This window comes from Curtobacterium poinsettiae, assembly GCF_025677645.1.
GTDB lineage: Bacteria > Actinomycetota > Actinomycetes > Actinomycetales > Microbacteriaceae > Curtobacterium > Curtobacterium poinsettiae_A.
Genome location: NZ_CP106879.1, coordinates 691855 through 716051 on the forward strand (window position 1 = coordinate 691855; position 24197 = coordinate 716051).

Below are 24197 nucleotides of genomic sequence, written 5' to 3' on the forward strand. Positions count from 1 at the left end.
ACCCGTCTGAACGATCCGCCCGGCTACCTCGTCGTTCAGGGTATGGCACTCCGCAAACGAACCAAGGTCATCATCGGGATCTCCGCCGGCGTCGTCGTCGTGGCGGCAGCAGCCGTCATCGCCGGCCCGGTCATCTACGCGAACACCGTCAACGGCCAGGCCGCCGCAGCACCCTCGCTGTCGGCGTCCTCGTCCGGCACCCTCGACGCGAAGGACGCCGACGGCACCTGGACGAGCAAGAGCAGCTCGTACGCCGGGTACCGGGTGCACGAGGTCCTGCAGGGGAATGATGTGAACGTGGTCGGTCGCACGAAGGACGTCAAGGGCACCGCCGTCGTCGACGGTGGGTCCCTCACCAAGGCGTCCGTCACCGTGCAGGTCGGCAAGATCAGCACCCCCGAAGCCGCCCGCGACGAGTACTTCCGCTCCACCGCACTGCAGACCGACAAGTACCCGACCGCGACGTTCGAGCTCACGAAGCCCGTCGACGTCACGAAGGCGCTCGACGGCTCCACGCAGGACGTCACCCTGACCGGCACGATGGACCTGCACGGCGTCGAGAAGCCGGTCACCGCCGATGCGCAGGTCGCGGTCGGCGAGGGCGGCACCGTCCAGGTCGCCGGCACCGTGCCGATCACCTTCGCCGACTACGGCGTGAAGGCGCCGTCGCTCGGCTTCGTCACCGTGGACGGGAAGGGCTCCGTCGAGTTCTCCCTCGACCTCGGGAAGTGACCGTGACGAGTCGTTCCGCGGACGAGCTGCTCGCGACGCTGTACCGCGAGCACGGTGACGCGCTCACGCGGTACGTCCGGCACCTCACGCGGGACGGCTCGACGGTCGAGGACGTCGTGCAGGAGACGATGGTCCGCGCCTGGCAGCGTCCGGCCGTGCTCGAACGGGCACCCGACAGCGCGCGGGCGTGGCTCTTCACGGTGGCGCGCAACCTGGTGGTCGACGACGCACGGTCGGCCCGCAACCGCCGTGAGCACGGCACCGAGCACCAGGTCGAACGGATCGAGTCGGACAGCACGGACGCCGTGCTCGACCGGATCGTGGTCGCCGACGCACTCGCGTCGCTGACCCCGGACCACCGCCGCGTGGTGGTGGACGCGTACTGGCTCGGGCACACGGTGCCGGAGATCGCACGACGACACGACATCCCGGAGGGCACCGCCAAGTCGCGGCTGCACTACGGGCTGCGAGCCCTGCGGCTCGCACTGCAGGAACGAGGAGTGACCCGATGAGCGACGACAGGTACGCGGAGTGGGATGCGGCGTACGTCCTGGGGTCGCTCCCGGCCACTGAGCGGCTGGAGTACGAACGGCACCTTGAGACGTGCGACCGCTGCGCGGCCGCCGTCGCGGAGTTGGTCGGTCTGCCGGGGCTGCTCGGCAAGCTGCCGGCCGACCAGGCGATCGAGATCGCAGAACCAGACGGGAGGCCCGACACCCGTTCCGAGAGCGACCTCGCCTCCGTCGCGCACCGCGTCCGACACCGTCGCCGCCGTCGCCGGGTCTGGGTCGCCGCCACCACGGGGCTCGCGGTGGTCGCCGCCGTCCTGGGCGGGCTCGCGGTCGGTGCCGCCGGCGAGCGCACCACGGTGCAGGCCGGTGCCACTCCGACGGCAGCTGCCACCGCCGACCGCTACGACATGACCGGCGTGCAGGGACTCGACGTCCAGCTCGCCATCAGCGGCGAGCAGTGGGGCACCCGCTTCGACTGGGGGTGCTCGTACGGCGGCAAGGAGTGGTCGCCGGACGGGTCGATCCTCTACGACCTGGTGGTCGTCCGGACCGACGGCACGACGCAGACCGTGGGCTCGTGGACGGCTGCCGGTGCGGACGCCCGAGGACTGTCGGCGTCGACGGACATCCCGCGGGACGACATCGAGAGCGTGCAGGTCCGGCTGCGCGGTGAGCGCGGCGCGCTCGCCGTCGTCACGCTCTAACCGGCCTCGGCCTCGTCCGACGCATCGTCGGGGCCGATGGCGTCCTGGACGCGCGCGCTGACGGACCGCAGCGTCTCGGCGTCGGTCCCCACGGGCCTCCAGAACAGGTCCTCGAGCGCACCGGTGTGCGCGCGGATGCCGGCGAGCACCGCGCGACGGCCGTCCGCGGTCATCACCACCCAGCTGCCACGGGCGTCGCTCGGGCAGTCCGCCCGCTCGACCAGGCCGCGGGAGACCATCCGCGTGACCTGGTGGCTGACGCGCGACTTCTCCCAGCCGATCCCCGCGGCGATGTCCCGGACACGCAGACGGTGGTCGGGGTCACGGTGCAGGCCGATCAGGATCTCGAACTCGGGGACGGAGATGCCGGCGCCCGCCTGGACGGCCCGGTCGAGCGCCCGGTCGAGTCGTCGCCAGACGTCGTGGTACGCGTCCCAGGTGGCCCAGTCGCGGCCACCGTTGCCCTCCGTCGACATGCCGACCAGCGTATCCACCGGGCGGACGGTCGGACCGCGCAGCGACCCCTTTCATCCGCTCGGATGACTCCTGGCCGACGTACGGCGTGCTCCGAGGTCGCGTCGGACGTGCGGCATACGATCGGAGGATGCCGAGTGCTCGCCTCCAGGACACCACCGATGACGCCGTCGCGCTCGTGCGCCGGTGGCTGGCGGCGTCCGCCGGGGTGAAGCCCGACCCGGGTGCTGCGCGTCTGGCCGAGGTCCTGCGCGACGAGCAGGGCCTCGACTTCACCCGTGGGTTCGTGGACAAGGTCATCCGCCCCGAAGACCCCCGGGTGGCGGCACGCAACCTCGAGCAGCTGAGCCGTGACGTCCCCGACTTCCTCGCCTGGTACCTGCGCGGGGCGGTGACGCTCGGCGGTGGGTTCGCCACCATGGCGCCCTGGGCCGTGATCCCGACCGCGCGCCGGATCCTGCGCCGGATGACCGGGCACCTGGTCATCGACGCGAGCACGAGCAAGCTCGGCCCCGCCCTCGCCAAGGTCCGCGGTCCGGGGACGCGACTGAACGTCAACCTGCTCGGCGAAGCCGTCCTCGGCAGCGCCGAGAGCGACCGACGCCTGCAGGGCACCATGGACCTGCTCGCCCGCGACGACGTCGACCACGTGTCGATCAAGGTGAGCGCCGTCGTGCCGCAGACCTCGCCGTGGGCCTTCGACCAGACGGTCGAGCGCGTCGTCGACCGGCTCGTCCCGCTCTACCGCCTGGCCTCGGCACCGACGGCCGCCGGACGCCCCGCCAAGTTCATCAACCTCGACATCGAGGAGTACCGCGACCTCGACGTCACCATCGCCGTGTTCCGGGCGCTGCTCGACCGTGACGAGTTCGCCGACCTGCCGGCCGGCATCGTGCTGCAGGCCTACCTGCCCGACGCGGCGGGAGCACTCGACGCGCTGACCGAGTGGGCGCAGGAACGCCGGGCGCGCGGCGGTGCCCCGATCACGGTGCGGCTCGTCAAGGGCGCGAACCTCGCCATGGAGCACGTCGACGCGATCCTGCACGGGTGGCCCCTCGCCACGTGGGGCAGCAAGCGCGAGACCGACACGGCCTACCTCCGGATGCTCGACGCCGCACTGACGCCGGAGCGCACCGACGCCGTGCGGATCGGGGTCGCCGGACACAACCTGTTCGACCTCGCCACCGCGTGGGTGCTCGCGCAGCGCCGCGGGGTCACCGACGCGGTCGACGTCGAGATGCTGCTCGGCATGGCGTCCACCCACGCCCAGGCCGTCCGGGCCGACGTCGGGCAGATCCTGCTCTACACGCCCGTCGTGCAGCCGGACGAGTTCGACTCGGCCATCGCGTACCTGGCCCGTCGCCTGCAGGAGAGCGCGAGCCCCGAGAACTTCATCGCCGCCGCGTCCGACATCGACCACGACGCCAGCGTCTTCGAGCGGGAGCACAGCCGGTTCCTGGCGTCCGTCACCGCACTCGACGAGCCCGTCCCCGCCACCCACCGCACGCAGGACCGCCGTCGTGCGCTCGGCGAACCCGTCCTGCGCGACGCGTTCCGCAACGCCCCCGACACCGACCCGTCCATCGCCGCGAACCGGGCCTGGGCACTCGACGTCCTGCGCCGGGTGCCGCGCTCACAGCTCGGCGCGCAGACGATCCGCGGTGCGAAGGTCGCCGACCGCTCCAAGCTCGAGCGGATCATGGCACGGACCGCCCAGGCCGGCGTGAACTGGGGGCGGCAGGACCCGTCCGACCGTGCCGAGCTCCTCGACCTCATCGGGCACGAACTCGAGACCCGCCGCGCCGACCTGATCGAGGTGATGGCCGCCGAGACGGGCACGACCTTCGCCGAGGCCGACGCCGAGGTGACCGAGGCCGTCGACGCCGCCCACTACTACGCCGAGAGCGCCCGGCGCCTCGGTGACGTCGAGGGCGCGCAGTACGTGCCGCCGCGGCTGACCGTCGTCGTGCCGCCGTGGAGCTCCCCGGTCGCGATCCCCGCCGGTGGCGTGCTGGCGGCGCTCGCCGCGGGCAGCGGTGTCGTGCTCAAGCCCGCGCCCGAGGCGAAGCGCTCCGGTGCCGTGCTCGCCGACGTGCTCTGGGACGCCGGGGTGCCGCACTCGCTGCTGCAGCTCGTCGACCTGGCCGAGGACGAACTCGGCCGCGACCTCATCGGCCACCCCACGGTCGACCGCATCATCCTGACCGGCTCGTCCGACACCGCCCGTTCGTTCCGATGGTGGCGTGCCGGACTGCCGCTCACCGCCGGGACGAGCGGCAAGAACGCCATCGTCGTCACACCGAGCGCCGACCTCGACCTGGCGGTGCAGGACATCGTGCAGTCCGCCTTCGGGCACGCCGGACAGCAGTGCTCGGCGGCGTCCCTCCTGATCCTGGTCGGATCGGTGGGTGAGAGCGAGCGCTTCCAGCGGCAGCTCGTCGACGCGACCCGCACGCTCCGCGTCGCGTGGCCCGACGACCCCACGTCGCAGGTCGGCCCGCTCATCGCAGAACCGCAGGGCGGGCTCCGCCGCGGTCTGACCGAGCTCGGGCCGGGGGAGTCCTGGCTCGTGCAGCCCGAGGCGGTCGACGACTCCGGCCGGCTCTGGTCGCCGGGCATCCGCGACGGTGTCCGACCCGGCAGCGACTTCCACCAGACCGTGTACTCCGGCCCGGTGCTCGGCATCATGCGAGCCGAGACCCTCGAGCAGGCCATCGCCATCCAGAACGGCACCGACTTCGGGCTGACGGCGGGCATCCACTCGCTCGACGTCGACGAGGTGTCCGAGTGGCTCGCCCGCGTCCGCGCCGGCAACCTGTCCGTCAACCGCGGGATCACCGGTGCCGTCGTGGGACGTCAGCCGTTCGGCGGCTGGAAGGGTTCCTCGGTCGGCACCGGCACCAAGGCCGGCGGCCCCATGTACGTCGCGACCCTCGGCCGCTGGCTGCCCACGCCCCGGACCGTGCACAAGAGCATCCAGCTGCACGGCCTGCCCCCACGCGTCACCGCGGTGATCGAGGCCGCACGCAGCGGGCTGTCGTTCGAGGAGTTCGACCGCGTCCGCGCCGGGGCCCTGAGCGACGTGCGTGCACGAGAGACCCTCTTCCGGTCGCGGGACCTGTCCGGGCTCGTGGTGCAGCGGAACGTGCTGCGCCACCGACCCCAGTCCGTCATCGTGCGCCAGGCCGAGGACGCCTCGACCGTGGACCTCGTCCGCACGCTCGTCGCCGCGACCTCGGCACGTGCGCACATCCTGCTCAGCACGGCTCGGCCACTGCCCGGCCCGCTCACGCAGCTGCTGGCGGGGAACCGGTCGCCGCTCGACGTCGTCGACCACCTGGTGGAGTCCGACCAGGAGTTCCACGCCCGTGCGTCCTCGGGGGCCGTGTTCCAGGCGGACTGGTCCACCGATCAGGACGACCAGCCCGTCGACGCGCTCGAGGCCGTGTTGTCACAGGGGCAGGACCGGCCGGCGCACACGGCGTTCGGTGGTCCCGGAGCCCGGATCCGGTTGCTCGGCGGGGACCCCCTGGCCCTCGAAGAAGCCCTGGGTGCGAGCATCGACGTCGCGATCCATGACGCCCCCGTGGTCGAGGCCGGCGTGATCGAGATGCTGCCGTACCTGCGCGAGCAGTCGGTGTCGATCACAGCGCACCGGTTCGGCGACGTCGACAGCGACTTCTCCGGGCTGCGCGTCTAGGCGCGTGCGCGCTTCGCGCGCGTTCCGCTTCGTGCGTTCCGCTTCGTGAGCAGCAGAGGTCGGGTTCCCAGACGGGACCCGACCTCTTCTGCTCACGAAGTGACTCGAGGATCAGTCCTCGGCGTCACCCGCGTCTTCGTCCTCGACGCCGGTCTCGTCCATGCGGTCCCGCAGGTGGTCCGCCATCGCGCCGGCGCCCTCACCGGCGTGGTCGTGGTCGACCTGCTCGATCAGGCCCTGCAGCTTCTCGTGGTTCGTGGCATCGGTGGCACCGTCCATGACGGGCTCGGTCTGCTCGTTGTCGCTCATGCTCCGGACGCTACGCCGCGGTTGCTGCGGAACGGTAGTGGAGCTCGACCGCCCCGCCCTCGAACGGCGTCGTACCGACGAGCGCGAACACCGGGGTCGGGGCCGCCACCGGCAACAGCGGTGCGCCGGCGCCGAGCGCGACCGGCATCACGGTGACCCGCAGCTCGTCGAGGAGCCCCGCCTGCTGGTACTGCGCCGCGAGCAGCCCGCCGCCGACGACCCACACGTCACGGTCACCGGCCGCGCGCTCGAGGTCGGCCTGGTGGTCGCCGACCTCGCCGGAGACGAACCGCACGTCGACGCCGTCCGGCACCGGCAGCGTCCTCGAGGTGAACACCCACGTCGGCACGTCCGGGTAGGCCCAGGTGTCGTCGTGGGTCAGCAACCACTCGTACGTGGTCGACCCCATCGCGATCGCACCGACGCCCGCGAAGAACCGGTCGTGGTGCTCCTGGAACGGCTCGAAGCCGAACTGCAGCAGCCAGCCGAGGTCGTCGTCGGGTGCGGCCACGAACCCGTCGAGCGACGAGGCGACCGAGTAGATCGTGCTCATGTCGGGGGACGCTACCGAGCACCCCCGACAGGATCAGCGTCGGCGCTGCCCGCGACCGACCGCGGCGGCCTCGGCGACCGCCAGGACCGTCGCGATCCACAGCTGGTCGACGGCGAACCGACGGCGGTGGGGGTCGGCGACCGCGAGCGGCGCCATGGTCACACCGTGCAGCGCGTCGACGACGGCGCTCAGGGTGTGCGCGTTCCCGGTGCCGGAGCGCGTGACGAGCAGCGCCTGCGCCAGCTGCCGGACACCGAGCACGCCGTGCAGGACCGCCTGCTCCCGGCCGCGCAGGGCGCGACTCAGGTGCCACAGCCCGAGTCCGGCCCGACCGATCTCGACCAGCGAGGGCGCTGCCAGCCCGGATCCCCGGCGGCTCATCGTCGGCGTCCCGCGACGAGTGCGACGGCCCCGGCGGCACCGAGCACGGCCCCGATGATGCCGTTGCCGACCCGGCGGTGCTCCACCCACCAGGTCTGCGGCGACCAGGCGTGCGCCGACTCGTCGAAGACCCCGTGCGCACCGTGGTCGCCCGGCACCGGCTCGTACAGGTTGTCCCGCATCTCGAGGCCGTCCTTGTCCGGCGCCTGCTGCCCGTCGACCAGGGTCTTGGCGGCGTACCAGTCGGCGAAGCGTCCGCTGATCCGGTTGCCGAGGATCGTGTAGACCGTCGACTCGCCCACCCAGGTGCGGCTGCGCGGTCGTTCGGCCACGGCGGCGATGGCGCGGGCGCCAACCTCGGGCTGGTAGATCGGGGCGACCGGCTGTGGGTGGTGCGGCAGCTTCGACTTCACCCATTGGAACTGGGGCGTGTTGAGCGCCGGCATGTCCACGCGGGAGACCCGGACCTTGCTGCCCTGCTCGCGGAGCTCGGAGACGACGGACTCGGTGAACCCGACGATCGCGTGCTTCGCACCGCAGTACGCGGCCTGCAGGGGGATGCCGCGGAACCCGAGCGCCGACCCGACCTGGATGACGTGGCCACGGCCACGCGGGACCATCCGCGACAGTGCGGCCCGGGTCCCGTTCACGAACCCCAGGTACGTGACGTGCAGCGCCCGTTCGAAGTCCTCCGGCGCGGTGTCGAGGAACTTGCCGAACACGCCGACCATGACGCCGTTCACCCACAGGTCGATCGGTCCGAGCTCCCGCTCGATCCGGTCGGCAGCGGCCTCGACGGCCTGACGGTCGGACACGTCGACGGCGACGGCCATCCCCGGCGTCCGGCGGCCTCGACCTCGGCGGCCGCGGCGTCGACGCCCTCCTGACCGCGGGCCAGGACGGCCACGTCCCACCCCCGTGCGGCGAGCTCCCGGACGGTCGCCCGTCCCAGTCCTGCGGATCCACCGGTCACCACTGCCACTCGAGTCATGGCTCCCTTGTACCTGCGGTCGACCGTGCACCACTCAGCCGCTGTCCCCCGACGACCCGTGCCGCAGGGCGGTGGCCGAGCATGATGGTGGTGTGGACACGCGAGACGACCCCGTGGAACCCGAGCCGGACGCGGAGCCGCAGCCGCGCTGGATCCGCCGGACGCCGATCGTCCCCGAGCAGTGGTGGGGGCCGCCGACGGCTCTGGCCGCCGGGGCGATGGCGATCCTGGCGATCGGTATCTGGCTGCAGCGTTCCGCCCTGCCCGTCGTTATCCCGGCCTGTGCCGTCGGGCTGGTCGGTGCGTTCGTGCTCGCGGTCGCCGGACGGCGCGCGTACTGGTACCCGAGTCGCGCGGCGTCTTGGCGCTTGCACCGCACTCGGGTCCTCGTGTGGAACGCGGTCGGCGTCGCGTTGGCGGTGTTCGCCTTCGCGGTGGGCGCACGGACGATCCTGACCGCGTACGTGGTCGGCGCGACGGGCTTGTACACGATGCGGCGCGACGACCCGACGCGGTTCGAGCGGCGCGGTCGTGCGGTGGCGTCGGCGGCCGTCGCGGTGGTGGCGGCGGTGTACGCCGTCGTGGCGTTGACGGTCCCGGTCGTCGACGAAGCGCACGCATCGCTGTGGATCGGGTGGAGCATCCTGGTCGTCCCAGTTGCCGTCGTCGTCGCGGTGCTGAACTGGCGAGCCGCGTCGAGGACGCCTGGACCCGACGTCGACGGGGCAGGGGACGCCGGCGGTCTGCGACCGGCACCGGAGCCGCCGGGCAACGACCCGCTCAGCGCCCCCGACCGAACCGCGTCGTGACCCCCGGGGAGTAGAGCACCGAGTCCGGCTCGAGCTCCGTCAGCCCGAAGGGCAGCCCGGCCGCTCCGACCAGGTCGTCCCGCAGCGACACCACCGAAGCCCGGTGCAACGGCCACGACTCGTGCTCGTTCGGCCAGAACCGCGTCCGCCCGGCCCGGTGCACGTGCATGCCCCACCGCGCCGTCAGGAACGTCTCGAGCGGCCCCGGCTCGTCGAGCGCCTCGCCCACACGGACGTCGAGCATCGACCGCAGGTGGGTACCGTGGCGACGCATCGCGTACCCGACGCGGCCGTCACCGCTACGCGACTGGGCGACCGCCCACCGGTACGGCAGTCCGGTCGCGACGCGTGCGCCGATGGTCGGCAGGAGCTTGCCGGCGTCGAGCGACAGGAACACCACCCCGCGCTGCCCCTGTTCGTCGACCGTGTAGACGCGGACGTTCAGCTCGACGAAGTCGCCGATGCTCCCGGTCGAGAACGGCGGGAATCGCGTGTCCTCGAACCGGAACGCGATGAGGCCCACCCAGGTGGTCACCCCGTCGTCGGTGCCGTCGAGCGCCATCGTGTCGGGCCGCGTTCCGGCCGGCAGCAGCGGCGCCACCGCCGACACGTCGACGCGCCAGTGCACGAAGACGACGTCGAGCCAGTCCTGCGAGATCCAGGGGCGGCCCGGCAGGCCGGGGGCGACGGCCGGGAGGCCCGGGGTGCTCTGAGTTGGTCGGGTGTCGGTCACGATGTGGTCGCCTCCGGTTCGATGTGGGCTGCGACGGGTGCGTCGTCCCACCCCTGCTGCGGGGTGTCGCAGGTGCCGCGGAACACGTACTGCGAGGGTCGCTTGCGTTCGCTCGACGTCCAGTCGATGGCCGGCCGTCGTCGTTCCGGCGGCAGGTACCCGATCCGGTAGACGGCCATCAGCTCGAGCGACTCGGGCACACGGAGCAGTCCCTCGATCTCCTCCCACGCGCCGGGGGTCTCCATCGGGAAGGACACGAACTGGATCCCCAGGCCGAGCTCGGTCGTCGCGAGCCAGATGTTCTCCATCGCCGCGCCCATGCTGAACACCGAGTAGAAGCCGGACAGCTCCTCCTTCCGGTACTCGTGACGGTCGAGCATCACGCCGAGCAGCAGCGGTGACCCGGCGACGAGCTTCCGGTTCTCCTCACCCAGGGTCTGCGGCACCCGGAGCGTGTTCATGAGCAGTTGCCCGCGCTTCGTGAACACTTGCTTCGTGAACGGCCGCAGCGGCCCGGGGAGCTTGTCGAAGAGCATGCCGTCGCGTCGGGAGTCCATCTCGGCCTTGGAGAACCGGAAGTACGGCTTGTACCGCTCGAAGAACGTGCCCTCGGCCATGGTGCGGGTCATCGAGCTGCCGCTGATCTCGGCGACGCGGTCGATCGTCTGGCGTTCCTCGATCAGCACGAAGCGCCACGGCTGGCTGTTGAGCTGCGACGGCGCCCGGCCGGCGAGCTCCATGAGCAGCCGCTGGTGCTCGTCCGACACCGGATCGGGCAGGAACGGCCCGTTCGTCGTGCGTCGTCGTCGGATGGCCTCGAACAGCTCCACTGCTCACCTCTCTGATCGCCTGCGGGCGAGCACGGCCCCCAGGTAGGACGGTGCGGCGGCGACCGCGACCTTCCAGTGTGCTCCGGAGCGCGGGTCGGTGCGTGGAGCGACCGCCAGGGGCACGAGTGCCGGCAGCAGGAACAGCGCGGTCCGGTCGCGCGTCCACGCGGGGGTCGTCGCGGCGACGCCGGTCAGGGCCGCGGTCACGACGAACAGGCCGTGGTGCACGACGCGGAGCTTCTTCGTGCGGATCAGCCGCACGGCGACCGCGGTGCCCCACAGGCAGTTCGCGACGTAGGCGACGCTCGCAGCGGTGACCAGCTGCCGGGCCGGGCGCGATCCCGTGGGCGGTGATCCGGGCCTCCCGGCCGTCTTCCATCCCATGTCCGGGACGTTACGCGGTCTCTCGACTGACGAGCTTGGAGAGCACGATCGCGGAGCGGGTGTGGTCGACCTGGGGTGCGAGGCGGACCTTGTCGAGCGCCTCTTCGAGCGCGGACAGGTCCTTCGAGCGCATGTGCACGACGGCGTCGGCGCTGCCGGTGACCGTGCCGGCGTCGATGACCTCGGGAACGGTGTCGAGCAGGGCACGCAGCTCGTCCGGCGAGACGGTGCCGCGGCAGTACAGCTCGACCCAGGCTTCGGTGCCGCGGTCCTCGACGGCGGGGTCGACCTTGATCGTGAAGCCCTGGATGACGCCGTCACCGACCAGCCGGTCGACACGGCGCTTGACGGCCGAGGCCGAGAGTCCGACCACCGACCCGATGTCGCCGTAGCCGGCGCGGGCGTTGTCCCGGAGCTGATCCAGGATGCGGTGGTCGAGCGTATCCATTTGTCCCCATCGTACGCGGACTTGTTGCGAGGCCGGTGGGTCTCGCGCACGAAACGTGCGTCACCCGAACGGGTGTCACGGTCCCGCAGGCGGGGGACTGCACTCGTCGGACGGTTCATGCCAGACTTCTGAGTGGCGTCGACCTGGTCCGCTACGGCGAGTGAGCCTGCATCTCGCCGGAGCATCTCTTCAGTGGTGGTTCCTGGCAGGCTCGGACCCCGGTCCTCGGAGGACTGATGTCGAACACCGCACCCGCCACTCCCGCCGCTCCGGCCCGTGTCGCCACGAAGCGCACGATCCTGATGTGCAAGCCGGACTTCTACACCGTGAGCTACCGGATCAACCCGTGGATGCACCCGGAGGAGCCGACCGACACGTCGAAGGCCGTCGAGCAGTGGGAGTCGCTCGTCACCGTCTACGAGCAGCTCGGCTTCGACATCTCGTACATCGACCCCATCGACGGCCTGCCGGACATGGTCTACGCGGCCAACGGCGGGTTCGTCCTCGACGGCATCGCGTACGGCGCGAAGTTCCAGTACCCCGAGCGCCAGCCCGAGGGCCCGGCGTACATGGACTGGTTCCGCCAGGCCGGCCTGACCGTCGCAGAGCCGGAGCAGACCAACGAGGGCGAGGGTGACTTCCTGCTCATCGGGGACACCATCTTCGCCGGCACGGGCTTCCGGTCGGACAGCACCTCCCACGACGAGCTCGCGACGATCTACGGCCGCGAGGTCGTCACGCTCAAGCTCATCAACCCGAGCTTCTACCACCTCGACACCGCCATCGCCGTGCTCGACCCGGAGCCCGCGGCTGACGGTACGTCGAACATCGCCTACCTGGAGAGCGCCTTCGACGAGCCGTCGCTGGCGATCCTGCGCGAGCGCTTCCCCGACGCGATCATCGCGACCGAGGAGGACGCCGCGATCCTCGGTCTGAACTCGTACTCGGACGGGTACAACGTCGTGATCGCGTCGCGCGCGACCACGTTCGCGTCGCAGCTGCGTGAGAAGGGCTACAACCCGATCGGCGTCGACCTGTCCGAGCTGCTGCTCGGCGGTGGCGGTGTGAAGTGCTGCACGCTCGACCTGCACCCGGTCGGCACCGGCACCTCGGTCGCGCGTTCGCTCGGGGTCAGCTGATGTCGGCGGCAGCGTCGCTCGGGGTCAACACCGCGGCGGCGCTCGCCGTCGAGGACCGCGCCCTCGCGCACAACTACAGCCCGCTGCCCGTCGTCATCGCGTCGGGCGCCGGAGCGACCGTCACCGACGTCGACGGGAAGCAGTACCTGGACGGCCTCGCCGCGTACTCGGCGGTGAACTTCGGCCACGGCAACCCGCGGCTGCTCGACGCCGCACGGGCGCAACTCGACCGGGTGACGCTCACGAGCCGCGCGTTCGTGAACGACCAGCTCGGGCCGTTCGCCGCAGCACTGGCAGCGCTGACGGAGACCGAGATGGTCCTGCCGATGAACACCGGCGCCGAGGCCGTCGAGTCCGCGATCAAGGTGTCCCGCGCCTGGGGCTACCGCGTCAAGGGCGTGCCGTCCGAGCGGGCGACGATCATCGTCGCGTCCGGGAACTTCCACGGCCGCACCACGACGATCATCTCGTTCTCCGACGACCCCTCGGCCCATGACGACTTCGGGCCGTTCACGCCGGGCTTCCGCACGGTGCCGTACGGCGATGCCGCTGCCCTGCGCGAGGCGATGGACGAGACCGTCGTCGCCGTGCTGCTCGAGCCGATCCAGGGCGAGGGCGGCGTGGTCATCCCGCCGGCCTCGTACCTGTCGTCCGTCCGGGAGGTCTGCGACGAGTTCGGTGCGCTGTTCGTCGCCGACGAGATCCAGTCCGGCCTCGGGCGGACGGGCCACACCCTGGCCGTGCAACGCGTCGGCGTCCGGCCCGACCTCATCACGCTCGGCAAGGCACTCGGCGGTGGGATCGTGCCGGTGTCCGCGGTGGTGGGCTCGCGCGAGGTCCTCGGTGTCCTGCGCCCCGGCGAGCACGGATCGACCTTCGGCGGGAACCCGCTCGCCGCAGCCGTCGGCGCCGAGGTCGTGGCGATGCTCGGTGAGGGCACGTTCCAGCAGCGGGCCCTCGAGGGCGAACCGCTGCTGCGCGGCCTGCTCGACGACCTCCTCGGGCACGGCGTCGTGTCGCACCGCGTGGCCGGACTCTGGGCCGGCATCGACATCGACCCCGCGCTCGGTACCGGCAAGGCGATCGCGAAGGACCTCGCCGACCGCGGGCTCCTGGTGAAGGACACCCACGGGTCGACGATCCGCTTCGCGCCGCCCCTGGTCGTCACCGACGACGAGGTGCGCTTCGCGATCGGAACCCTGGCCGACGTCCTGGCGGCGCGCGCCTGATCTGATCCGCGGGACACCGGTGTTCGCGCGTTGAACCCCCGCATTCCGCGGTGCGGAGCGCGAACACCGGTGTCTTGCGTGCGCCGGGGCGCGTGGGCGGGGGCCGCGGGCGCCGGCGCCCGTCACCGAGTGCGGCTCACACCGCCCAGCGCGCCGCCAACTCGTCCATCAGGGCATCGAGCCGCTCGTCGACGACCTGCTCCTCGGGGTGCGCCTCGTACCAGGCGATGACCTCACGCACACCCTGCCGGTAGGTGGTGCGCGGCCGGTACCACGGCACGAGCGACCGGACCTTGCTGTTGTCGAACACCGAGCTGTTCGCCTTGTCGCCGAGCAGCGCCGCGCCCCACTCGGGGTCGACCGCGTTGATCGCGTCCGCCGGCACGTGCACGATCCGCAGGTCATCGACGCCCGCCGCCGCAGCGATCTCGTGCGCGATGGCGTTCCACGTCGGCGCCTCGTCGCTCGTGATCGTGAAGGGCTCGCCGATCGCCTCGGCACGGTCGAGCAGCCCCGTGAACGCGACCGCGAAGTCACGGCTGTGCGTCAGGGTCCACAACGAGGTGCCGTCGCCGGTGATGATGACCGGCTTCCCGGCACGCATCCGCGCGACCGCGGTCCAGCCGCCGGTCAGCGGCAGCTTCGTCTCGTCGTAGGTGTGCGACGGCCGCACGATCGTCACCGGGAAGTCCTGCTCCCGGTACGCCTCCATCAGCAGCTCCTCGCACGCGATCTTGTCGCGCGAGTACTGCCAGTACGGGTTCTTCAGCGGCGTCGACTCCGTGATCGGCAGGTGCGTCGCCGGCGTCTGGTACGCCGAGGCCGAGCTGATGAACACGTACTGCCGCGTCCGCCCGGCGAAGAAGTCGACGTCGGCCTGCACCTGGTCCGGTGTGAAGGCGATCCAGTTCACGACCACGTCGAAGCGCTGGTCGCCGAGTGCGTCCGCCAGTGCCCTGCGGTCCGACACGTCGGCCTGGAGGCGCGTCACGCCCTCCGGGATCGGCCTGCCCCCGGTGGTCCCCCGGTTGAGCACGGTCACGTCGAACCCCTGCTCGACGGCTTCCCGGACGCAGGCGGCGCTGATGACGCCGCTCCCGCCGATGAACAACACGCTCGCTCCGGTCATGGATGCTCCCTCGCTTCGATGCGGCGCAGCGTCGCGCCGTCGTCCCATGTGATCCTGCACCGTCCGAGCCGACTACCGTCACGGTTCGGGTCGCACCGACGCGCCCCACGACAGGAGTGACACGCACATGGAGTACCGCTACCTCGGCAACTCGGGCCTCAAGGTCTCCGAGATCACCTACGGCAACTGGCTCACCCACGCCTCCCAGGTCGAGAACGACGCGGCCATCGCCTGCGTCAAGGCGGCGTTGGAGGTCGGCATCTCGACGTTCGACACCGCCGACGTCTACGCCAACACCGGCGCGGAGACGGTCCTCGGTGAAGCGCTCAAGGGGGAGCGGCGCCAGTCCCTCGAGATCGCCACGAAGGTGTTCGGGCCGACCGGTCCGAAGGGCCACAACGACACCGGGCTGTCCCGCAAGCACATCCTCGAGTCGATCGACGGGTCGCTGCAGCGGCTGCAGACGGACTACGTCGACCTGTACCAGGCGCACCGCTACGACTACGAGACCCCGCTCGAAGAGACGATGCAGGCCTTCGCCGACATCGTGCGCCAGGGCAAGGTCCTGTACGTCGGCGTCAGCGAGTGGACCGCGGACCAGCTGCGGGCCGGTGCTGCGCTCGCGAAGGAGCTCGGTTTCCAGCTCATCTCGAACCAGCCGCAGTACTCGATGCTGTGGCGGGTCATCGAGGGCGAGGTCGTCCCCGCCTCGAAGGAACTCGGCATCTCGCAGATCGTCTGGTCCCCGATCGCCCAGGGTGTGCTCACCGGCAAGTACAAGCCGGGGCAGCCGCTGCCCGAGGGCTCCCGCGCGACCGACGACAAGGGCGGCGCGGACATGATCAAGCGGTTCATGCGTGACGAGGTGCTCTCCTCGGTGCAGGAGCTCGAGCCGATCGCGAAGGAGCTCGACCTGTCGATGGCGCAGCTCGCCGTCGCGTGGGTCCTGCAGAACGACAACGTCGCGAGCGCCATCATCGGGGCATCGCGCCCGGAGCAGGTCCACGACAACGCGGGGGCCGCCGGCGTCACGATCCCGGCGGAACTCATGTCGCGGATCGACGATGCCCTGGGTGCCGTGGTCGAGCGCGACCCCGCGAAGACGAACGACAGCAGCCCGAAGACCCGCGAGGCCTAGCCCCTCCGCAGAACACCGGTGTTCGCCCGTTGCACACGCGCCTGCCGCGGTTCGATGCGCGAACACCGGTGTTCTGCGAACGACGTCACACCGGCCGGACAACGGAAAAGGCCCCCTGCCGAAGCAGGGGGCCTTCACCGGTGGCTGGACACGGCATCGATCCGTGGACCTTTCGATTTTCAGTCGAACGCTCTACCAACTGAGCTATCCAGCCGTGGCGACCCTGACGGGACTTGAACCCGCGACCTCCGCCGTGACAGGGCGGCACGCTAACCAGCTGCGCTACAGGGCCATGTTGTGTTGTGGGTACTGCGTGTTGTGTCTTGCTGTGGTGTTGTTCAGTACTACTTGCTCGCTCACTCAAGGAGTGACCCCAACGGGATTCGAACCCGTGCTGCCGCCGTGAAAGGGCGGTGTCCTAGGCCACTAAACGATAGGGCCGCAAGCAGTGCATCGCGCTACCGATGGACAAGCATACGGACGCCCCCCGGGTTTCACAAATCCGACCCCGCCAACCGTGCATCCCCGGCGTGTCGCGGCGTCCGCGCACGGGTCTCCGATACTGCCGGTGCGAGCATCGTCGGCGGTCGCACCCCTCGTCCGAGGGGCTGTCGAGCCTGCAATCCGTGTTGTTACTGTTGCACCTGTTAACAGTGTTACGTGCGTGAGCCTTGCCGCGCTGTTACGAAATCGAGATACATGTCGACCTCCACTCCCTCCTCCCTCCGCTCCCGCAGCCGCCTGATCGCCGCCGCGGTCGCCGTCGCGCTCACGGCCGGCACGCTCGCGGCCATCGCCCCGACGTCGTCCGCCAGCGCCGCGAGCTACCCCAGCTGGGACGAGGTGCAGCAGGCGAAGTCCTCGACCAGCGCCCAGCAGGCCAAGGTCAGCGAGATCAAGTCGCTCATCTCGTCGCTGAAGAGCGAGGCGGCCGCCAAGCAGAAGGCCGCACAGGCCGCGGGCGAGGCGTACCAGGCCGCGCAGAACAAGTACGACGAGGCGACGCTCAAGCAGAAGAAGTTCCAGTCGCAGGCCGACGACGCCGAGCAGACCGCCGCGCGGTCCGAGGAGCAGGCCGGTCAGCTCGCCGCCCAGCTCGGTCGTACCAGCGGTGACGACGTGACGACGGACATCCTCACGCACCCGTCCGACTCCGGCGACCTGCTCTACGAGCTCGGTGCCATGTCGAAGCTCAGCGAGCAGTCCGAGGGCATCTACGCGCAGGCCTCGCAGGACCGCGGTGTGGCCCAGGGCCTCGCCGACAAGGCCGACCGAGCCAAGCAGGCCCTCGGGGACCTCGCCGACGCCGCACAGTCGAAGATGCAGCAGGCGCAGGGTGCCGCCGACGCCGCACAGACCGCGGTGGACGCCCAGAACGACAACGAGGCCCGGCTCGAGGCGCAGCTCACCGCGCTCACCTCGAAGCAGCGCGGCGTCGAGGCCGACTACCGCAAGGGCGTCGCCGCCGAGAAGGCACGCCAGGCCCGCCTCGCCGCAGCCGCCGCGAAGGCAGCAGCCGAGGCCGCGGCGACCAGCCAGGGCGGCACCGGTGGCGGCAGTGCCAACCCGGCGGGCTGGGTCCGACCCGCGGGCGGGTTCCAGACGAGCCCCTACGGCTACCGCGTCGACCCCTACACGCACGTCAGCGCCCTGCACGCCGGCGTCGACCTGGCCCCGGCCTGCTACGCCCCGATCTACGCGGCACACGACGGCACCGTCACCTTCGCCGGCAACGGCGGCGGCTACGGCAACGAGGTCATCCTCGACAACGGCGGCGGCATCTCCACCGCGTACGGCCACGTCGTCGACGGCGGGATCATGGTCACCGCCGGCCAGCACGTCACCGCGGGTCAGCAGATCGCCAAGATCGGCTCGACCGGCTGGTCGACCGGGTGCCACCTCCACTTCGAGACCCGGATCAACGGCGCCGCCGTCGACCCGGTCCCCTTCATGGCAGCGCGGGGGATCTCGGTATGAGCATCAGCGCCACCAGAAGGCGTCGACCCACGTCATGACCACCACCGCTCGCTCGTTCTCCTGCGGGATCGCGACCATCGCCGTGCTCGGCATCGGCCTGTCGGTCGTCATCGCCGGACCGGCCCAGGCCGCACCCTCTGGTCCGTCCTGGGACGACGTCAAGGCCGCCAAGTCCGACGCGGCCGACGCCCAGCAGACGGTCGACGAGCTGAGCGACCGGCTCGGCGCGCTGCAGGACGCCGCCGACCGGGCCGGTGTCGCCGAGCAGCAGGCCGGGCAGGCGTACGCCCTCGCGGCGTCGCAGCAGCAGGAGGCGAAGGACACCCTCACCGACCTGTCCGCGCAGTCGAAGCGCGCGAAGGACCGGGCGGACGACTCGGCGGGCCAGGTCGCCGGGCTCGTGGTCGAGCTGTCCCGAACGGGCGGCGGTGACCTGTCGACGACGATGCTCATGGACTCGTCGGACTCGAAGGACCTGCTCTACCGCGTCGGCACGATGTCGCACCTGTCCGAGCGCTCCGCGACGGTCCTGGCCGAGGCACGCGCTGACCAGAAGACCGTCGAGTCCCTCGCAGCGCAGCAGTCCGCGGCCGAGAAGGCCCTGAGCAAGGCGACCGAGACGACGAAGACCGCCTTCGCCACCGCGAACGACGTGTCCGCCGACGCCCAGGCTCGGGTGCAGGAGGAACAGGACCAGCAGGACGAGGTCCTGCGCCAGCTCGCGTACCTGAAGGGCACGAGCGTCGCGACGGAGACCGCGTACTGGAGTGCGCAGCAGGCGAAGGCAGCCGCGGCGGCCATCGCGAAGCAGACGCGCGATGCCGGCACCGGGAACGCCACCGGCGGCAGCAACGCGGGCGACACGGGCAGCACCGGCTCTGGCAGCGACGGCGGTACCTCTGGCGGAAGCACCACCGGGAACACCGGCGGCAGCGCCTCCGGCGGGACCTCCACCCCGGCCGTGCCGAGCACGCCGTCCAAGCCCAGCACCCCGTCGAACCCCGGCACCCCCGCGAAGCCGAGCACCCCGAGCAAGCCGAGCACGCCGAGCAAGCCGGCTCCCGCCCCAGCTCCCGCGCCCGCCCCTGCCCCCGCTCCGGCCCCGAGCAGCCCGTCGAAGGCCGCCGGCGCGATCTCCTACGCCCGTGGGCAGCTCGGCAAGGCGTACGTCCTCGGCGGTGCCGGCCCGAACACCTGGGACTGCTCCGGCCTCGTGATGATGGCCTACAGCTCGCAGGGCATCGCGACCGGTGGGCACAACGTGGTCTGGCAGTACAACTACTTCAAGTCGATCGGCCGCCTCGTCCCGCTGTCCCAGCGCCAGCCGGGCGACATCCTGTTCTACTCGTCGAACGGCACGGCCTCGGGGGCGTACCACGACTCGATCGTGACGAGCTACGGCACCATGGTCGAGGCCGCTCGCCCCGGCGTCGGCGTCGTCGAGCGCGCGATCTGGCTGCCGAACCAGCTCATGCCGTACGTCGCCCGCCCGAGCGGTTCCCTGTAGCCCGCTCCCGGTGTGCCCGTTCTTTCCCAGAGCGGCTGCGGGAGCAAGCGTGATCGGGCGTACCTGCACGGATCAGCGCACCCGGTACGCCCGTTTCCACCAGGCGCGCTCCCGCACGCCCCGCGTGCCCCCGCACGCCCTGCCCCCGCACGCGCCGCGCCGCGCAACAGCACCACCACAGAACGGCGCCCGCCCTCCGGATGGAGAGCGGGCGCCGTTCGTGGTCAGGGGATCGTCAGTGCGAGCCGGGCACGTACGCGGCCTGACCGGCCTGCACGATCCGCTCGGCCTCGGCGGCGTCGCCCCAGCCCTCGGCCTTGACCCACTTGTTCGGCTCGAGGTCCTTGTAGCGCTCGAAGAAGTGCGCGATCTCGGCCTTCGTCTGCTCCGGCACGTCCGAGATGTCCTGGATGTGCGCCCAGCGCGGGTCCTTGGCGGGGACGACGAGGACCTTCTCGTCGTTGCCGGCCTCGTCGCTCATCTTGAAGACGCCGACGGGGCGGACCTTGACGCCGACGCCGGGGAACGTCGGGAACTCGAGCAGCAGCAGCGCGTCCACGGGGTCACCGTCGTCGGCCAGGGTCTTCTCGAAGAACCCGTAGTCGGTGGGGTAGACGAACGAGGTGAACAGCACGCGGTCGAGGTAGACGCGACCGGTCTCGTGGTCCACCTCGTACTTGTTGCGGCTGCCCTTGGGGATCTCGACGACGACGTCGTACGCGGCCATGTTGCGCTCCTGTGTCTGCTTCGGGGACTGTCGTGTGTTGCGAAAGCGCGGCTAACGTTACCGGGTGAACTCTCCGCGTCCCCGGCTCGACCCCGCCGTCGCCGAGACCCGCCTGGCCGTCCGCGACCTGCTCGCCGCAGCCGTCGACGACGGTGTGGTCGCCGCAGGCGACCTGGTCCTCGTCGCCCTGAGCGGCGGACCGGACTCCCTCGCGCTGGCGTCGGCCACCGCGTTCGAAGCGGGCAAGCAGGGTCTGCGAGCCGGGGCAGTGGTCGTCGACCACGCGCTCCAGGCGGGCTCCGAGGCGGTCGCGAGCCGCGCCTCCCGGCAGGCATCCGAACTGGGACTCGAGCCGGTGACGGTCCGCAGGGTCACGGTCGGCTCCGACGGTGGCCCGGAAGGCGCCGCCCGGGAGGCCCGCCACGCGTCGATCGCCGAGGTCGCGGCCGCCACCGGGTCGCCCCTGGTGCTGCTGGGCCACACGCTGGACGACCAGGCTGAGACCGTGCTGCTCGGCCTGCTGCGCGGCAGCGGGCCGGACAGCCTGTCCGGCATGCAGCCGCTCGCCCGACGCGACGGCGGCCCGGCGTACGGCCGGCCGCTCCTGTCGGTCCGGCGCCACGCGACCCGGCAGGCGTGCGCCGCGGCGGGGCTCGCGCCGTGGCACGACCCGCAGAACGACGACCCCGCGTACGCACGGGTGCGGGTGCGGAACACCCTGCTCCCGGTGCTCGAGCGGGAGCTCGGCCCCGGGGTGCCCGAGGCCCTGGCCCGGACGGCCGACCAGCTGCGCGAGGACTCCGCGGCGCTCGACCACTTCGCCGAGGAGATCGCGGAGGACATCGCCGAGCACTCCGAAGCGGGCATCTCGCTGTCGGTCCGGGCGCTCGGGGCGAACCCGCCGGCGCTCCGGCAGCGACTCGTGCGCCTGGCGGTGGAGAGCGAGTTCGGGGTGACGCTGTCGCGCGTGCAGACGCTCGAGGTCTGCCGGCTGGTCACGGACTGGAGCGGACAGGGCCCGATCGACCTGCCGGGCGTCCGTGCCACGCGGACCGGCGACCGCATCGAGTTCAGCGCCGGTTAGGCTGGCGTGGTGGAACTCTCCGACGTCCAGGCAGACCTGTCCGAAGTGCTCTTCACCCCCGAGCAGATCGACGAGAAGCTCGCCGAGCTCGCGGCGGTCGTCGACGCCGACTACGCGGGCCGCGACCCGCTGCTCGTCGGGGTGCTCAAGGGTGCCGTCATGGTGATGGCGGACTTCTCGCGCCACCTGAAGATGCAGGCGCGGATGGACTGGATGGCGGTGTCGTCGTACGGCTCCGGCACGAAGTCGTCCGGCGTGGTGCGGATCCTGAAGGACCTCGACACCGACCTGCACGGCCGCGACGTCCTGATCGTCGAGGACATCATCGACTCCGGTCTCACCCTGTCGTGGCTCAAGCAGAACCTGCAGTCCCGTGGTGCCGCGAGCGTCGAGATCGTCGCCCTGCTGCGCAAGCCCGAGGCCGCCAAGGTCGAGGTCGACGTGAAGTACGTCGGCTTCGACATCCCCGACGCCTTCGTGGTCGGGTACGGCCTGGACTACGACGAGCGCTACCGCAACCTGCGCGGCGTCGGCGTCCTCGCTCCGCACGTCTACTCCTGACGCACGGACCGCTGCGCTCGGGTCGCACTCGGCCGACTCTGGCCCGGGGGTGAGTTCGCCCGCAGAGGACACCCATTCTCGCCACAGAATCGCGGCCGTATGCTGATCAGCACGCAACTTCGGCAGAGAAAGGTGTCGGGCACTCGCGCCCGGATCACATGAACTTGAAGCGCATCTTCCGCGGCCCGTACCTCTACGTGCTGATCGCGCTGGCGGGCATCTTCATCGGCTGGAGCGTCATCAGCCAGGGCAGCACGCAAGAGATCGACACCCAGAAGGGTCTCGAACAGCTGTCGGATGACAAGGTCTCGTCCGCGACCATCAACTCCACCGAGCAGCGGGTCGACCTCGTCCTGAAGGACGGCGACAAGCAGGAGCAGTTCTACTACTCCACGCCCCGTGGCGAAGAGGTCGTGCAGGCCGTCAACGACGCCAACCTGCCCGACGGCTACAACGACCGCGTCGCCCAGGGCAACTGGTTCCTGTCGCTGCTCGGCATCCTCCTGCCGTTCCTGATCATCGGTGCCCTCTTCTGGTTCTTGCTCTCGAGCGCCCAGGGCGGCGGCTCGAAGGTCATGCAGTTCGGCAAGTCGAAGGCCAAGATCAACAACAAGGAGAACCCGCAGGTGTCGTTCGCCGACGTCGCGGGTGCCGACGAGGCGATCGAGGAACTGCACGAGATCAAGGAGTTCCTCAAGGAGCCCGCGAAGTTCCAGGCCGTCGGGGCGAAGATCCCGAAGGGCGTGCTGCTCTACGGCCCTCCCGGAACCGGCAAGACCCTGCTCGCCCGCGCCGTCGCGGGTGAAGCCGGCGTGCCGTTCTACTCGATCTCCGGTTCGGACTTCGTCGAGATGTTCGTCGGTGTCGGTGCGAGCCGTGTCCGCGACCTCTTCGAGCAGGCCAAGGCGAACTCGCCGGCCATCGTCTTCATCGACGAGATCGACGCCGTCGGTCGGCACCGTGGTGCCGGCATCGGCGGTGGCAACGACGAGCGCGAGCAGACGCTGAACCAGCTCCTCGTCGAGATGGACGGCTTCGACGGCAAGACGAACGTCATCCTCATCGCCGCGACGAACCGTCCCGACGTGCTCGACCCCGCGCTCCTGCGTCCGGGCCGCTTCGACCGCCAGATCGGCGTCGACGCCCGGGGCTCGCCGGTCGCAAGCAGATCCTCGAGGTGCACGCGAAGGGCAAGCCGCTCGCCGCGAGCGTCGACCTCGAGCTGCTCGCCCGCAAGACGCCTGGCTTCACCGGCGCCGACCTGGCGAACGTCCTGAACGAGGCGGCCCTGCTGACCGCCCGCTCGAACGCGCAGCTCATCGACAACCGTGCCCTCGACGAGGCCGTCGACCGTGTGATGGCCGGCCCGCAGCGCCGGACCCGGATCATGTCCGACCAGGAACGCCTGATCACCGCGTACCACGAGGGCGGCCACGCCCTGGCGGCAGCGGCGATGCGGCACACCGACCCGGTCACCAAGATCACGATCCTGCCCCGCGGCCGTGCCCTCGGCTACACGATGGTGCTGCCGCTCGAGGACAAGTACTCGGTCACCCGCAACGAGCTCCTCGACCAGCTCACCTACGCCATGGGTGGTCGCGTCGCGGAGGAGATCGTGTTCCACGACCCGACCACGGGCGCCTCGAACGACATCGAGAAGGCCACCGGCACCGCCCGCAAGATGGTGACCGAGTACGGCATGAGCCAGGCCGTCGGGTCCGTCAAGCTCGGGTCCGGCTCGAGCGAGCCGTTCGTCGGCCGTGACATGAGCGGTGGCACCGGTCGCGACTACTCGGAGACCATCGCCCAGACGGTCGACGCCGAGACCCGCGCCCTGCTCGAGGCCGCGCACGACGAGGCCTACCAGGTGCTCAACGACAACCGCGACATCCTCGACCGCCTGGCCGGCGAGCTCCTCGAGAAGGAGACGCTCGACGCCCCGGAGCTCGTGGAGATCTTCAAGGACGTCCGCAAGCTGCCGGAGCGCCCGCAGTGGCTCTCCAGCGACAAGCGCCCGGTCAGCAACCTGCCCGCGATCGACGTGCCCGGCAAGGCCGCCTCGACCGCAGCGGACCCGTCGGACTCCGAGTCGACCTCGAAGACCCGTCGTCGCCCGTTCGGCAACCCGGGTATCGCCCCCGCGTAG

The 24197-nt window shown here is 71.0% G+C and carries 24 protein-coding genes, 3 tRNA genes and 1 pseudogene; 13 read left to right on the plus strand and 15 right to left on the minus strand.

Annotated elements, in window-relative coordinates; genetic code table 11:
• Nucleotides 1–42 precede the first annotated feature (42 nt).
• The 3 genes from OE229_RS03400 to OE229_RS03410 are packed head-to-tail and all read left to right on the plus strand — an operon-like array spanning nucleotide 43 to nucleotide 1948.
• Nucleotides 43–732 carry a YceI family protein gene (locus tag OE229_RS03400; RefSeq protein WP_182064245.1) on the plus strand — a complete coding sequence of 230 codons (690 nt, stop codon included), beginning with the start codon at nucleotides 43–45 and terminating at the stop codon, nucleotides 730–732.
• Entirely contained in the window at nucleotides 729–1244 is a 516-nt protein-coding gene (locus tag OE229_RS03405; RefSeq protein ID WP_071245305.1) for a sigma-70 family RNA polymerase sigma factor, read from the plus strand. Before OE229_RS03400 ends, OE229_RS03405 begins: the two co-directional genes overlap by 4 nt.
• Nucleotides 1241–1948 (plus strand): anti-sigma factor family protein, encoded by a 708-nt coding sequence (locus OE229_RS03410; RefSeq protein ID WP_259578515.1) that lies wholly within the window; start codon nucleotides 1241–1243, stop codon nucleotides 1946–1948. Before OE229_RS03405 ends, OE229_RS03410 begins: the two co-directional genes overlap by 4 nt.
• On the opposite strand, the gene OE229_RS03415 is transcribed toward OE229_RS03410, so the two are convergent.
• Nucleotides 1945–2424 (minus strand): MarR family winged helix-turn-helix transcriptional regulator, encoded by a 480-nt coding sequence (locus OE229_RS03415; RefSeq protein WP_262139747.1) that lies wholly within the window; start codon nucleotides 2422–2424, stop codon nucleotides 1945–1947. The genes OE229_RS03410 and OE229_RS03415 overlap by 4 nt on opposite strands.
• A gap of 128 nt (nucleotides 2425–2552) precedes the next feature.
• Here OE229_RS03415 and OE229_RS03420 point away from each other — a divergent pair, with 128 nt between their 5' ends.
• Complete coding sequence (locus tag OE229_RS03420) at nucleotides 2553–6122, plus strand: bifunctional proline dehydrogenase/L-glutamate gamma-semialdehyde dehydrogenase (protein WP_262139749.1); 3570 nt, start codon at nucleotides 2553–2555, stop codon at nucleotides 6120–6122.
• 111 nt (nucleotides 6123–6233) lie between these two features.
• Here the strand turns inward: OE229_RS03420 and OE229_RS03425 are convergent, their stop codons facing one another.
• From OE229_RS03425 to OE229_RS03445, 5 genes are read right to left on the minus strand one after another with little or no spacing between them, the layout of a single operon-like run.
• Complete coding sequence (locus OE229_RS03425) at nucleotides 6234–6431, minus strand: hypothetical protein (RefSeq protein WP_035809337.1); 198 nt, start codon at nucleotides 6429–6431, stop codon at nucleotides 6234–6236.
• A 10-nt stretch (nucleotides 6432–6441) separates the two neighbouring features.
• Nucleotides 6442–6984 (minus strand): dihydrofolate reductase family protein, encoded by a 543-nt coding sequence (locus tag OE229_RS03430; RefSeq protein WP_262139751.1) that lies wholly within the window; start codon nucleotides 6982–6984, stop codon nucleotides 6442–6444.
• 33 nt (nucleotides 6985–7017) lie between these two features.
• Nucleotides 7018–7365 (minus strand): hypothetical protein, encoded by a 348-nt coding sequence (locus OE229_RS03435; protein WP_262139753.1) that lies wholly within the window; start codon nucleotides 7363–7365, stop codon nucleotides 7018–7020.
• Entirely contained in the window at nucleotides 7362–8198 is an 837-nt protein-coding gene (locus OE229_RS03440; protein ID WP_263345014.1) for an SDR family oxidoreductase, read from the minus strand. The genes OE229_RS03435 and OE229_RS03440 overlap by 4 nt, the downstream gene beginning before the upstream one ends.
• A complete protein-coding gene (locus OE229_RS03445) occupies nucleotides 8105–8356 on the minus strand; it encodes an SDR family NAD(P)-dependent oxidoreductase (RefSeq protein WP_263345015.1) in 252 nt (83 codons plus the stop codon). Before OE229_RS03445 ends, OE229_RS03440 begins: the two co-directional genes overlap by 94 nt.
• A 92-nt stretch (nucleotides 8357–8448) precedes the next feature.
• Between OE229_RS03445 and OE229_RS03450 the strand changes: the two genes are divergently transcribed.
• Nucleotides 8449–9165, plus strand: a complete 717-nt coding sequence (locus OE229_RS03450; protein ID WP_262139754.1) for a hypothetical protein — start codon at nucleotides 8449–8451, stop codon at nucleotides 9163–9165.
• Here the strand turns inward: OE229_RS03450 and OE229_RS03455 are convergent.
• Genes OE229_RS03455 through OE229_RS03470 form a run of 4 tightly spaced genes read right to left on the minus strand, consistent with a single transcriptional unit; the run spans nucleotide 9137 to nucleotide 11560 of the window.
• On the minus strand, nucleotides 9137–9898 hold the full coding sequence (locus OE229_RS03455) for a YqjF family protein (protein WP_209132687.1): 762 nt from the start codon (nucleotides 9896–9898) through the stop codon (nucleotides 9137–9139). The two genes, OE229_RS03450 and OE229_RS03455, sit on opposite strands and share 29 nt — an antisense overlap.
• Nucleotides 9895–10728 carry a nitroreductase family protein gene (locus OE229_RS03460; protein WP_182064253.1) on the minus strand — a complete coding sequence of 278 codons (834 nt, stop codon included), beginning with the start codon at nucleotides 10726–10728 and terminating at the stop codon, nucleotides 9895–9897. The genes OE229_RS03455 and OE229_RS03460 overlap by 4 nt, the downstream gene beginning before the upstream one ends.
• A gap of 3 nt (nucleotides 10729–10731) precedes the next feature.
• Nucleotides 10732–11112, minus strand: a complete 381-nt coding sequence (locus tag OE229_RS03465; protein ID WP_262139755.1) for a hypothetical protein — start codon at nucleotides 11110–11112, stop codon at nucleotides 10732–10734.
• 10 nt (nucleotides 11113–11122) lie between these two features.
• Nucleotides 11123–11560, minus strand: coding sequence for an Lrp/AsnC family transcriptional regulator (locus tag OE229_RS03470; RefSeq protein WP_017887694.1), 438 nt, complete (start codon nucleotides 11558–11560; stop codon nucleotides 11123–11125).
• Between the two features lie 236 nt (nucleotides 11561–11796).
• Here OE229_RS03470 and ddaH point away from each other — a divergent pair, with 236 nt between their 5' ends.
• Together ddaH and rocD are read left to right on the plus strand one after the other, a co-directional pair.
• On the plus strand, nucleotides 11797–12699 hold the full coding sequence (gene ddaH, locus OE229_RS03475; RefSeq protein ID WP_262139756.1) for a dimethylargininase: 903 nt from the start codon (nucleotides 11797–11799) through the stop codon (nucleotides 12697–12699).
• Nucleotides 12699–13928: an ornithine--oxo-acid transaminase gene (rocD, locus tag OE229_RS03480; protein WP_209132691.1), complete on the plus strand. Its 1230-nt coding sequence runs from the start codon at nucleotides 12699–12701 to the stop codon at nucleotides 13926–13928. The genes ddaH and rocD overlap by 1 nt, the downstream gene beginning before the upstream one ends.
• A gap of 136 nt (nucleotides 13929–14064) precedes the next feature.
• Here rocD and OE229_RS03485 read toward each other — a convergent pair whose 3' ends face one another.
• Nucleotides 14065–15057, minus strand: coding sequence for an NAD-dependent epimerase/dehydratase family protein (locus OE229_RS03485; protein WP_209132692.1), 993 nt, complete (start codon nucleotides 15055–15057; stop codon nucleotides 14065–14067).
• A 127-nt stretch (nucleotides 15058–15184) separates the two neighbouring features.
• On the opposite strand from OE229_RS03485, the gene OE229_RS03490 reads away from it, so the two are divergent.
• Nucleotides 15185–16195 carry an aldo/keto reductase family protein gene (locus OE229_RS03490; RefSeq protein WP_262139758.1) on the plus strand — a complete coding sequence of 337 codons (1011 nt, stop codon included), beginning with the start codon at nucleotides 15185–15187 and terminating at the stop codon, nucleotides 16193–16195.
• Nucleotides 16196–16336: 141 nt separating this feature from the next.
• On the opposite strand, the gene OE229_RS03495 is transcribed toward OE229_RS03490, so the two are convergent.
• From OE229_RS03495 to OE229_RS03505, 3 genes are all read right to left on the minus strand, one after another.
• Nucleotides 16337–16409: transfer RNA gene (locus tag OE229_RS03495), tRNA-Phe, on the minus strand.
• A 1-nt stretch (nucleotide 16410) separates the two neighbouring features.
• Nucleotides 16411–16487: transfer RNA gene (locus OE229_RS03500), tRNA-Asp, on the minus strand.
• Between the two features lie 76 nt (nucleotides 16488–16563).
• A tRNA-Glu gene (locus OE229_RS03505) sits at nucleotides 16564–16636 on the minus strand.
• A gap of 258 nt (nucleotides 16637–16894) precedes the next feature.
• On the opposite strand from OE229_RS03505, the gene OE229_RS03510 reads away from it, so the two are divergent.
• Together OE229_RS03510 and OE229_RS03515 are read left to right on the plus strand one after the other, a co-directional pair.
• Nucleotides 16895–18172 carry a M23 family metallopeptidase gene (locus tag OE229_RS03510; protein WP_262139759.1) on the plus strand — a complete coding sequence of 426 codons (1278 nt, stop codon included), beginning with the start codon at nucleotides 16895–16897 and terminating at the stop codon, nucleotides 18170–18172.
• A 34-nt stretch (nucleotides 18173–18206) separates the two neighbouring features.
• The gene (locus tag OE229_RS03515) at nucleotides 18207–19679 is read left to right on the plus strand and encodes a C40 family peptidase (RefSeq protein ID WP_182064261.1); all 1473 of its coding nucleotides are present in this window, start codon (nucleotides 18207–18209) and stop codon (nucleotides 19677–19679) included.
• Nucleotides 19680–19914: 235 nt separating this feature from the next.
• On the opposite strand, the gene OE229_RS03520 is transcribed toward OE229_RS03515, so the two are convergent.
• Nucleotides 19915–20406, minus strand: a complete 492-nt coding sequence (locus OE229_RS03520) for an inorganic diphosphatase (RefSeq protein ID WP_027467055.1) — start codon at nucleotides 20404–20406, stop codon at nucleotides 19915–19917.
• Between the two features lie 64 nt (nucleotides 20407–20470).
• On the opposite strand from OE229_RS03520, the gene tilS reads away from it, so the two are divergent.
• The 3 genes and pseudogenes from tilS (at nucleotide 20471) to ftsH (ending at nucleotide 24197) form a co-directional block, all read left to right on the plus strand.
• The gene (gene tilS, locus OE229_RS03525; RefSeq protein WP_262139761.1) at nucleotides 20471–21490 is read left to right on the plus strand and encodes a tRNA lysidine(34) synthetase TilS; all 1020 of its coding nucleotides are present in this window, start codon (nucleotides 20471–20473) and stop codon (nucleotides 21488–21490) included.
• A 9-nt stretch (nucleotides 21491–21499) separates the two neighbouring features.
• Entirely contained in the window at nucleotides 21500–22051 is a 552-nt protein-coding gene (gene hpt / locus OE229_RS03530) for a hypoxanthine phosphoribosyltransferase (RefSeq protein WP_017887686.1), read from the plus strand.
• A 158-nt stretch (nucleotides 22052–22209) separates the two neighbouring features.
• Nucleotides 22210–24197, plus strand: a pseudogene (gene ftsH / locus OE229_RS03535) (ATP-dependent zinc metalloprotease FtsH).

What these genes read in the sequence shown, in the direction of transcription:
- rocD (WP_209132691.1), top strand. Translation starts at nt 12,699, where the DNA reads ATGTCGGCGGCAGCGTCGCTCGGGGTCAACACCGCGGCGGCGCTCGCC.
- OE229_RS03430 (WP_262139751.1), bottom strand. Translation starts at nt 6,984, where the DNA reads ATGAGCACGATCTACTCGGTCGCCTCGTCGCTCGACGGGTTCGTGGCC.
- OE229_RS03435 (WP_262139753.1), bottom strand. Translation starts at nt 7,365, where the DNA reads ATGAGCCGCCGGGGATCCGGGCTGGCAGCGCCCTCGCTGGTCGAGATC.
- OE229_RS03470 (WP_017887694.1), bottom strand. Translation starts at nt 11,560, where the DNA reads ATGGATACGCTCGACCACCGCATCCTGGATCAGCTCCGGGACAACGCC.
- OE229_RS03440 (WP_263345014.1), bottom strand. Translation starts at nt 8,198, where the DNA reads ATGGCCGTCGCCGTCGACGTGTCCGACCGTCAGGCCGTCGAGGCCGCT.
- OE229_RS03415 (WP_262139747.1), bottom strand. Translation starts at nt 2,424, where the DNA reads ATGTCGACGGAGGGCAACGGTGGCCGCGACTGGGCCACCTGGGACGCG.
- OE229_RS03420 (WP_262139749.1), top strand. Translation starts at nt 2,553, where the DNA reads ATGCCGAGTGCTCGCCTCCAGGACACCACCGATGACGCCGTCGCGCTC.
- OE229_RS03490 (WP_262139758.1), top strand. Translation starts at nt 15,185, where the DNA reads ATGGAGTACCGCTACCTCGGCAACTCGGGCCTCAAGGTCTCCGAGATC.
- OE229_RS03515 (WP_182064261.1), top strand. Translation starts at nt 18,207, where the DNA reads ATGACCACCACCGCTCGCTCGTTCTCCTGCGGGATCGCGACCATCGCC.
- OE229_RS03485 (WP_209132692.1), bottom strand. Translation starts at nt 15,057, where the DNA reads ATGACCGGAGCGAGCGTGTTGTTCATCGGCGGGAGCGGCGTCATCAGC.
- OE229_RS03445 (WP_263345015.1), bottom strand. Translation starts at nt 8,356, where the DNA reads ATGACTCGAGTGGCAGTGGTGACCGGTGGATCCGCAGGACTGGGACGG.
- OE229_RS03520 (WP_027467055.1), bottom strand. Translation starts at nt 20,406, where the DNA reads ATGGCCGCGTACGACGTCGTCGTCGAGATCCCCAAGGGCAGCCGCAAC.
- ddaH (WP_262139756.1), top strand. Translation starts at nt 11,797, where the DNA reads ATGTCGAACACCGCACCCGCCACTCCCGCCGCTCCGGCCCGTGTCGCC.
- OE229_RS03410 (WP_259578515.1), top strand. Translation starts at nt 1,241, where the DNA reads ATGAGCGACGACAGGTACGCGGAGTGGGATGCGGCGTACGTCCTGGGG.
- OE229_RS03425 (WP_035809337.1), bottom strand. Translation starts at nt 6,431, where the DNA reads ATGAGCGACAACGAGCAGACCGAGCCCGTCATGGACGGTGCCACCGAT.
- OE229_RS03400 (WP_182064245.1), top strand. Translation starts at nt 43, where the DNA reads ATGGCACTCCGCAAACGAACCAAGGTCATCATCGGGATCTCCGCCGGC.
- OE229_RS03465 (WP_262139755.1), bottom strand. Translation starts at nt 11,112, where the DNA reads ATGGGATGGAAGACGGCCGGGAGGCCCGGATCACCGCCCACGGGATCG.
- OE229_RS03510 (WP_262139759.1), top strand. Translation starts at nt 16,895, where the DNA reads ATGTCGACCTCCACTCCCTCCTCCCTCCGCTCCCGCAGCCGCCTGATC.